Genomic DNA, 6,372 nt, shown 5'->3' on the forward strand with positions numbered 1-6,372 from the left:
TCTCGATCCCGATGACGTCGCCGTCTATTTCGCCACCGTGAAGACCCTTGCGCTGGTGCATTTCGTCTATTTCGCCGTCAAGGCCGGCGTCGCCCAGCGCTACGCCCAGTTCACCCATGGCGAGCCGGAGCGGCTTGCCGCCTTCGCCCGCGAGACGGTGTCGTGGACCTTTTGGCCCTCGCTCTTGATGGCGCTGCTGGTGCTGGCGCTGGGGCAGCCGATGCTTGTGCTGTTCGGCCCCGAATTCACCGCCGGCTATCCGCTCTTGTTCCTGCTCGTCTTCGGCGTCGTGGCGCGCGCCGCCGTCGGCCCCTGCGAGAGCCTGCTCACCATGAGCGGCAACCAGAACATCTGCGCCGGCGTCTACGCCATGACGCTTGCCTTCAACATCGGCCTCAACGTGCTCTTGATCCCGTTCTTCCACCTGTGGGGCGCGGCGATCGCCACCAGCCTCGCCATGGTCTTCGAGGCCAGCGCGCTCTCCTTCACCGTCTGGCGCAAGCTCGGCATCGTCATGTTGATCTTTGCGACCGCCAGGAAAGGGACCGCCTGATGGCCGCCATCCCGTTGCTCGAGGAAACCAGCGGCGGTCCGGCCGGCGCCATGGTGCAAGGTCTTGCCGGCCTGGCGCGCGACGCCGACCCCGCCCATATCGAGATCCTTGCCAACAACCGGCCGGAGCGCAAGCTTGCCATCTATCCGGCTTCCGCCGGCTTCGACCTGGTCGAGGAACTCGACTATCTCTGCACCCGCACCGTCGAGCCCAACATCTTCTTCAACCCGCGCTTCCTGGCACCGGCCATGCCGAGGCTCGAGGACCGCGAGGTCAAACTGGCGGTGATCCGCGACGGCGACGAATACCGCAACCGGCTGCGCCTGCTGGTGCCGTTCTCGGTCGAGCGGCCGGCGATCCCGCTCGGCGTACCCGTCATGCGCACCTGGTCGAGCCCGTTCGGCCCGCTCGGCACGCCGCTGGTCGACCGCGACGATCCGGTCGGCGTCATTGAGGATTTCGTCTCGATGCTGTCCAGGCCGCACCTCAAGATGCCGAAGGTTTTCGTGCTGCCCGACATCCGGCTGGACGGACCGGTGGCGAGCCTGTTGACTACCTTCGCCGACACGCGCGGCCTGACCATGGTCACCACCGGCAGGATGGACCGTCCGGTGCTGGAAAGCGAGGCTGACGCCGAGGATTACCTCAAGGCGTCGCTGCGCTCGCACCATTACCGCGAATTCCGCCGATTGAAGCGCCGCCTTGCCGACCTCGGCCAGCTCGAACATCTGGTCGCGCGCGGTCCGGACGATATCCGCCATGCCATCGAGGCCTTCCTGACGCTGGAGGCGGCCGGCTGGAAGGGCCGCGAACGCACCGCCATGGCGATTGACCGCTACCGCGCCGCCTTCGCCCGCGAGGCCGTGCACCGGCTGGCCGAGCAAGATCTCTGCCGCATCCATTCGCTGACGCTCGACGGCCGCACCATCGCTTGCCTGATCGTCTTCGTCGAGGGCGGTGTCGCCTACACCTGGAAGACCGCCTATGACGAGACCCTGTCGGCCTATTCGCCGGGCACGCTGCTGATGATCGAGGTGACCAGGCAGAATCTCGACGACCCCAACATCGTGGTCACCGATTCCTGCGCCGTGCCCGACCATCCGGTGATGAGCCGGCTGTGGGTGGAGCGCAAGCCGATGGGCACGCTGGTGCTCGGGCTGTCGCCCGACGCCGACCGCCTCGCCCGCCAGGCTGCCTCGCAATTCCATCTCTACCGCGAGACCCGCAACATGGCGCGCATCCTGCGCAACCGCATGCGCAGCCTGTTGAAAAGGCGCTAGATGAACGCCGGCGCACGGTTTATGGCTGCCGGCGGCCAAATCGGGCCGGCCTCCACGATAAAGCATTCCAGATGATACGAGCCTTCCTGCGTCATGCCGGCCTCGCGCCGGTTCTCCTGCTTGCCCTGCTGCCGACGGAGGTTTTCGCCGGCTCCTGTCCCGAAGACTGCAGCCAGCCGCCGCCCGTCAACATCTACAGCCATACCGCCGCCGGCGACCTCAGTCCCGCAACTGCGGGTGCGTTGCCGCGCGTCTATGTGCCGAACCGGTCGTCGAACAGCGTCTCGGTGATCGACACGGTGACCCTGAAGGTGGTGGATAGGTTCGGCGTCGGCAGCAAGCCGCAGCATGTCGTCCCGTCCTGGGATCTGACGACGCTGTGGGTGGCCAACAACGGCACCGGCAAGAACGGCAGCCTGACGCCGGTCGACCCGAAGACCGGCAAGCCCGGCCAGCAGATCCCCGTCGACGATCCCTACAACATGTACTTCATGCCCGACGGCAGCTCGGCCATCATCGTCGACGAGGCCTTGCGGCAGCTCGACCTGCGCGACCCGCAGACCATGGCGCTGAAGTCGGTCATCGCCACGCCCGACTGCGCCGGCATCAATCACGCCGATTTCTCGGTCGACGGCTCCTACGCCATATTCACCTGCGAATACGGCGACGGCGGGCTGCTCAAGGTCGACCTGAAGAACCGGAAGGTGCTTGGCCGGCTCGACCTCTCCAGGATGGGCATGCCGCAGGACATAAGGCTCTCGCCCGGCGGCAAGGTCTTCTACGTCGCCGACATGATGAATGACGGCGTCTTCCTGGTCGACGGCGACAGCTTCAAGGAAATCGGCTTCATCGCCACCGGCATCGGCACGCATGGCTTTGTCGTCAGCCGCGACGGCAAGCGGCTTTACGTCTCGAATCGCGGCTCGCACAAGATGGAGCAAGGCCGTGCCAAGGGTCCCGGCAGCGTGACGGTGATCGACTTCGCGACCCGCTCGGTCGTCGCCCAATGGCCCGTTCCGGGCGGCGGCAGCCCCGACATGGGCAATGTCAGCGCCGACGGCAGGCAGCTATGGCTGTCCGGCCGCTTCGACAGCGAGGTCTACATGTTCGACACCACGTCCGGCGCGGTCACCAGGATCCCGGTCGGAGCGGAGCCCCACGGCCTGACGGTGTGGCCGCAGCCAGGACGGTACTCGCAAGGGCACACGGGGAACATGCGGTAGGCCAATGCCCTTTTGAGGAGCGGTGACCGCGTCAAGACAAATGCATTCTTCCGCAGCGATCTGCCTAATGATTCGGCAGAATTCCGGAAATATTGAGTAAAATTGCCCCGGCTTCACGCTTTAATTGTATTAGCGATTCCTCATTCTCTTCAACCGAAAGATTTAATCGGCGGAAATGACAATTTTCCCTGTACTATATGGTCATTCCTTGGAACGATAATTTGAACTACAACGTTGGTCCGTAAGCGGTCGCTGGAACTCCCATCGAGCGGCTCGAACAGGCCGGCATTCCGAGGAAGGATCGTCCGATGACCAGTGTCGTCAACGCCAAAGGCATTCCCCTTCCCTACACCGGCGCTTCCACCCATTGGTACTCCGCAACCGGAGCCGGACCGGAGCTGCGCGGCACGTCCGGCAACGATTCGTTCTGGGGCGACACCAGCGTCAACGTCACCATGTATGGCGGTGCTGGCGACGACTATTACCACCTCTATTCGACGATCAACCGGGCCGTCGAGCTGCCCGGGCAGGGCATCGACACGATCGACACCTGGATGAGCTACAAGCTCCCCGACAATTTCGAGAACCTGGTCGTCACCGGCGCCAACAAATATGCCTTCGGAAATGCGCTCGACAACATCATCAAGGGCGGCACCAGCAGCCAGACGTTTGACGGCGGCAAGGGCAACGATGTCCTGATCGGCGGCGGCGGCGCCGACACGTTTATCATCACCAAGGGCAATGGCAGCGACCTGATCACCGATTTTGGCGCCGACGACACCGTCCGCCTCAACGGCTATGACTTCATGTCGTTCGACGACGTCAAGGCGCACATGATCCAGTCGGGGCCGAACCTCCTGCTCAACCTTGGATCGGATGAGGTGCTGGTGTTCAACAACACCACCGTCGACAAGCTGTCGGCCGGCCAGTTCGATCTGCCGATCGACAAGTCCGGCATGACCTTGTCCTTCTCCGACAATTTCAACACGCTCAGCCTTCACAACAGCCAAGGCGGCACTTGGGATACCAATTTCTGGTGGGGGCAGCCGAACGGCAGCACGCTCACCCAGAACAACGAGCTGCAATGGTATATCGACGCCGACTACGCCCCGACGAGCTCGGTCCATCCGTTCAGCATCAACAACGGCGTGCTGACGATCACCGCCGCACAGGCGCCGGCGGACATCAAGCCGCTGATCAACAACTATGAATACACCTCCGGCATCCTGACGACGCACGACACCTTCTCGCAGACCTATGGCTATTTCGAAATGCGGGCCGACCTGCCGGAAAACACCGGCGCCTGGCCGGCCTTCTGGCTGCTGCCGGAAGACGGCTCGTGGCCGCCGGAGCTGGACGTGGTGGAAATGTACGGCCAGAACCCGAATTCGCTGCTGATGACTGCGCACACGAATCAGACGGGGACCCACACCAAGGTCGGGTCGACGGTAAATGTATCCGACACCGACGGCTTCCACATCTACGGCCTGTTGTGGACGCCAGACAAGCTGGTGTGGACCTATGACGGCGTGCAGGTGGCGGAGGTGGCGACGCCGTCCGACATGAACAAGCCGATGTATATGCTGGTCGATCTCGCGATCGGCGGTCAGGCCGGCGCACCGCCGGACCATCTCGCCACGCCGGCCGAAATGAAGATCGACTATATCCGCGCCTACACGCTGGACGATTTGCAGCAGAGCCACCTGAGCACGACAGGCGAACACACTGTCTAGGCGGACCGGCGCCATGTCCCGGGATCGTGAGCGATCGCACGATGCAGGAGCGACCGCAAGCTCGAGCCTTCGTGCGGTGTTCGTGCGCGCCGTGGCCGATGTCGGCCTGTTCTCGCTGCTGATCAACATCCTGCTGTTGGTCATTCCGCTCTATTTGCTTCAGGTCTATGACCGCGTACTGCCCTCCTCCAGCGTCGAGACGCTTGCCTACCTGTCGGTGATCGCCGTTCTCGCGCTCGCCTTCCTCGGCTTCCTGGACGCCGTCCGCGCCATCTACTCGCAGCGCATTGCAGCCGCCGTCGACCGGAAGCTGGGCGCAAGCACATTCGCCGCCTCGCTGGGCGCCAGATATGCAGGCGGCGTGTCGCCGCTGCGCGATCTTGCCTCGGTCTGCGCCTTCATCAGGTCGCGCGGCGTGGCGGTGCTGTTCGACCTTCCCTTCGCGCCCGCCTTCCTCGCTCTGCTCTATCTCATCCATCCGGTGCTGTTCTGGCTGACGCTCGCCGGCGCCGTGCTTTTGCTTCTCCTGGTGGTGGCGAACCAGCTCGCCATCGGCAGGAACGATGCCTTGTCCGCCGAGCGCTCGGCGCTCGCCAGCCGGGCTGAGCAGGCCTTCGAGCGCAATGCCGAAACGCTGCGCGCCATGGGCATGATCGAGAACGCCGCCCGGGTCTGGGGACGGCACGTCGGGGAAGCGCTCGTCCTGCATGACCGCTCCTCGAGCGCCAACGCGATTTTCAGCGGCGCGTCGCGGGCGCTGCGCATGGTGCTGCAGCTGGCGATCCTCGGCGCTGGCGCCTGGCTGGTGCTGCAGGGGCAGATGACGGCCGGCATGATCTTCGCCTCCTCGCTGGTGTCGTCGCGCGCGCTGCAGCCGCTCGACCAGTTGATCGGATCCTGGCGGCAGATCGTCGACGCCAGGCGGGCGTGGAAGCGGCTGGCGACCGCGCTTGCGGCGCATCCGGCGAAAGCGCGCAGGATCACCCTGCCCGATCCCTCCGGCGCGATCTCCGCGCAGGATATTTTCTTCATCGCGCCGAATACCCCGCTGGGCGCGGAGCCCATCCTCAAGCGGCTGAACTTCCAGATCGCCGCCGGCGAAGCGGTGGCCATCGTCGGCCCGAGCGGCGCCGGCAAATCCACGCTGGCGCGATTGCTTGTCGGTGCCGCCCAGCCGACCGGCGGCGCGGTGCGGATCGACGGCGCTGACCTCAGGACGTGGGACGAAAACCAGCTAGGCCGGCACATCGGCTATCTGGCGCAGGAGGTGGAGCTCTTTCCCGGATCGATCGGAGACAATGTCGCCCGCTTCGACGCTGAAGCGGCCGACCCGGCGATCACCGAGGCGGCGGGGCGCGCCGGGGCGCATGAGCTTATCGTGGCGCTGCGCGACGGCTACCAGACCGTGGTCGGTCCATCGGACAGGACGCTGTCGGGCGGCGAGCGCCAGCGGATCGGCCTGGCGCGCGCCTTCTACGGCAATCCGCGCATCCTCGTGCTGGACGAGCCCAGCACCCATCTCGACGGCGGCGGCGAGATGGCGCTCGAGGCGGTGCTTGCCGCAGCGCGGGCAGCCGGCGTGA

General features: G+C 65.0%; 5 protein-coding genes. All 5 read left to right on the plus strand.

Translation table 11 applies throughout. The annotated features are described in order from the left end of the window. Positions 1-553, plus strand: a 553-nt coding sequence (locus EN738_RS28940; protein ID WP_189606018.1) for a polysaccharide biosynthesis C-terminal domain-containing protein, incomplete at its 5' end; no start/stop codon positions are given. Then, positions 553-1,833, plus strand: a complete 1,281-nt coding sequence (locus EN738_RS28945; protein WP_127286637.1) for a GNAT family N-acetyltransferase — start codon at positions 553-555, stop codon at positions 1,831-1,833. The genes EN738_RS28940 and EN738_RS28945, both read left to right, overlap by 1 nt. A 71-nt stretch (positions 1,834-1,904) precedes the next feature. After that, positions 1,905-3,056: a YncE family protein gene (locus EN738_RS28950; protein WP_127286638.1), complete on the plus strand. Its 1,152-nt coding sequence runs from the start codon at positions 1,905-1,907 to the stop codon at positions 3,054-3,056. Between the two features lie 308 nt (positions 3,057-3,364). Continuing rightward, positions 3,365-4,789, plus strand: coding sequence for a family 16 glycosylhydrolase (locus EN738_RS28955; protein WP_127286639.1), 1,425 nt, complete (start codon positions 3,365-3,367; stop codon positions 4,787-4,789). Positions 4,790-4,802: 13 nt separating this feature from the next. Further along, positions 4,803-6,372, plus strand: a 1,570-nt coding sequence (locus tag EN738_RS28960; RefSeq protein WP_127286640.1) for a type I secretion system permease/ATPase, incomplete at its 3' end; no start/stop codon positions are given.

Source organism: Mesorhizobium sp. M4B.F.Ca.ET.017.02.2.1 (assembly GCF_003998955.1).
GTDB lineage: Bacteria > Pseudomonadota > Alphaproteobacteria > Rhizobiales > Rhizobiaceae > Mesorhizobium > Mesorhizobium abyssinicae.